This is a genomic window from Georgenia satyanarayanai (genome assembly GCF_900116375.1).
Lineage (GTDB): Bacteria > Actinomycetota > Actinomycetes > Actinomycetales > Actinomycetaceae > Oceanitalea > Oceanitalea nanhaiensis.
In genome coordinates, this window is sequence record NZ_UETB01000035.1 from 1 (window position 1) to 1,701 (window position 1,701).

At 66.8% G+C, this 1,701-nt stretch carries 1 protein-coding gene and 1 pseudogene; both read right to left on the reverse strand.

The features are described from left to right. Positions 1-103: 103 nt before the first annotated feature. Positions 104-1,357: pseudogene (locus DSZ44_RS18005) on the reverse strand (tyrosine-protein kinase domain-containing protein); the annotation flags it as partial. A gap of 68 nt (positions 1,358-1,425) precedes the next feature. After that, positions 1,426-1,701, reverse strand: a 276-nt coding sequence (locus tag DSZ44_RS18010; RefSeq protein ID WP_258369723.1) for a UDP binding domain-containing protein, incomplete at its 5' end; no start/stop codon positions are given.

The window sequence follows — 1,701 nt, forward strand, 5'->3', positions numbered from 1 at the left end:
CCCTCGGCTTCCGCAATCTCACGAACTACATCGCCCGATCACTCCTCGAGGTCGGCGGATTCAGACCTCGACTACACCCTGGATTCGGATGAGCCACCTTGGCGAGCGCCTCGAGCGACGTGCGGAGCTGCGGCTTCTGCAGGCGGTCCGCACCAGCCACGACGAGCGTTCCACCGACGAGCTTGCTGAGGATCGCCGCATCGGTGACCGGCAGGAGCGGCGGGCTGTCGATGAGGACGACGTCGTACGTGCTGGCCAGGTCGGCGAGGAGGCGGGACATCGCTCGAGAACCGAGCAGCTCGCTCGGGTTGGGCGGGATCTGCCCGGAGGGCAGGATGTCGAGCGAGGTGCCCTGCCAGGGCTGGACGACGTCTTCGACGTTCGCACGGCCGATGAGGACGGTGGTGAGGCCGACGCGGCCTTCGAAGCCCATGTACTTGGCCACCGAGGGACGGCGCAGATCGGCGTCGATGAGGATGACCTTTGCTCCGGCATCGGCGAGTGAAGCCGCGAGGTTGATGGCTGTAGTCGTCTTGCCCTCACCCGGCACGGACGAGGTGACGACGATCGAGCTCGGCCGGTCACCGAAGTCGACGAACTGGAGGTTGGTCCGCAGACGACGCACCGCCTCCGCGCGAGCGCCCATGGATTCGTCGTGCATGAAGACCGGGTGGTCGGTTGCCGTGGTGTCGATCGGAACGGTCGCGAGAGGCGACACGTCGGTCACCGCGGAGATGTCGTTCTCGTCGCGCACCTTCGTGTCCAGAACCTGCCGCAGCAGGGCGACGCCTACGCCAAGCAGCACGCCGAGCACGAGGCCCAGGGCGAGGTTTCGCATCGTGTTCGGCGAGGAAGGAGACTCAGGAACCTGTGCCTCGCTCAGCATGGTGGCGCGCACCGTCTCTGTACCGTCCGGGCGCTCCGGGGAGAGGCCGCCAACAGTGGCCGCCAGCTCATCGGCGACGGCGTTGGCTAAGTCTCTGGCAAGCACAGGGTCTTCATCAGTCGCCGAGATCACGAGGATCGTGGTGTCTGCCGCGACCGTGACGCTCAGCGCATCTGTCAAGCTACTGGCATCGCGGTCGAGGCCGAAACTCTCTGCGACCGGCTCCAGCACGATCGGAGACCTTGCGACCTCGGCGTAAGAAGACATCTGCTTCTCAGTGAAGGTCGAGCCTTGCGCAAGGTCCGAGACAGATTCCCCACCCTGCACGGCGAAGAACATGCGGGTGGAGGAGGTGTACTGCGGTGTCATCAGCAACGTCGCGGCGGCGATCGCTGCCAGGGTGACGAGTGCGACGACGACCACCGTGAGCCAGCGGGCCCGCAGGGTGCGCAGGTAGTCGCCGAGTTCCATTCATATCCCCCGTAGCCGAGACAAACCGATCGAGCAGTATCTTCCCATACGAGGCGTCGGTCAGGTGGTCAGGGTCGGCCCATGCCGTGGTAGGTCCAGCCGGCGGCGCGCCACTGGGCGGGGTCCAGGACGTTGCGGCCGTCGATGATGACGGGGCGGTGTGCGAGGTCCTTGATGGCGGTGGGGTCGAGGTCGCGGAACTGGCGCCACTCGGTGAGGAGCAGGACGATGTCGGCGCCGGTGATGGCGTCGTGGGCGGTGTCGGCGACGGTGTAGGGGTGGTGGTCCTGGGCGGCGAGGATGGGGCCGGCCTGGGGGTCGGTGACGGTGACGTGGGCGCCGGC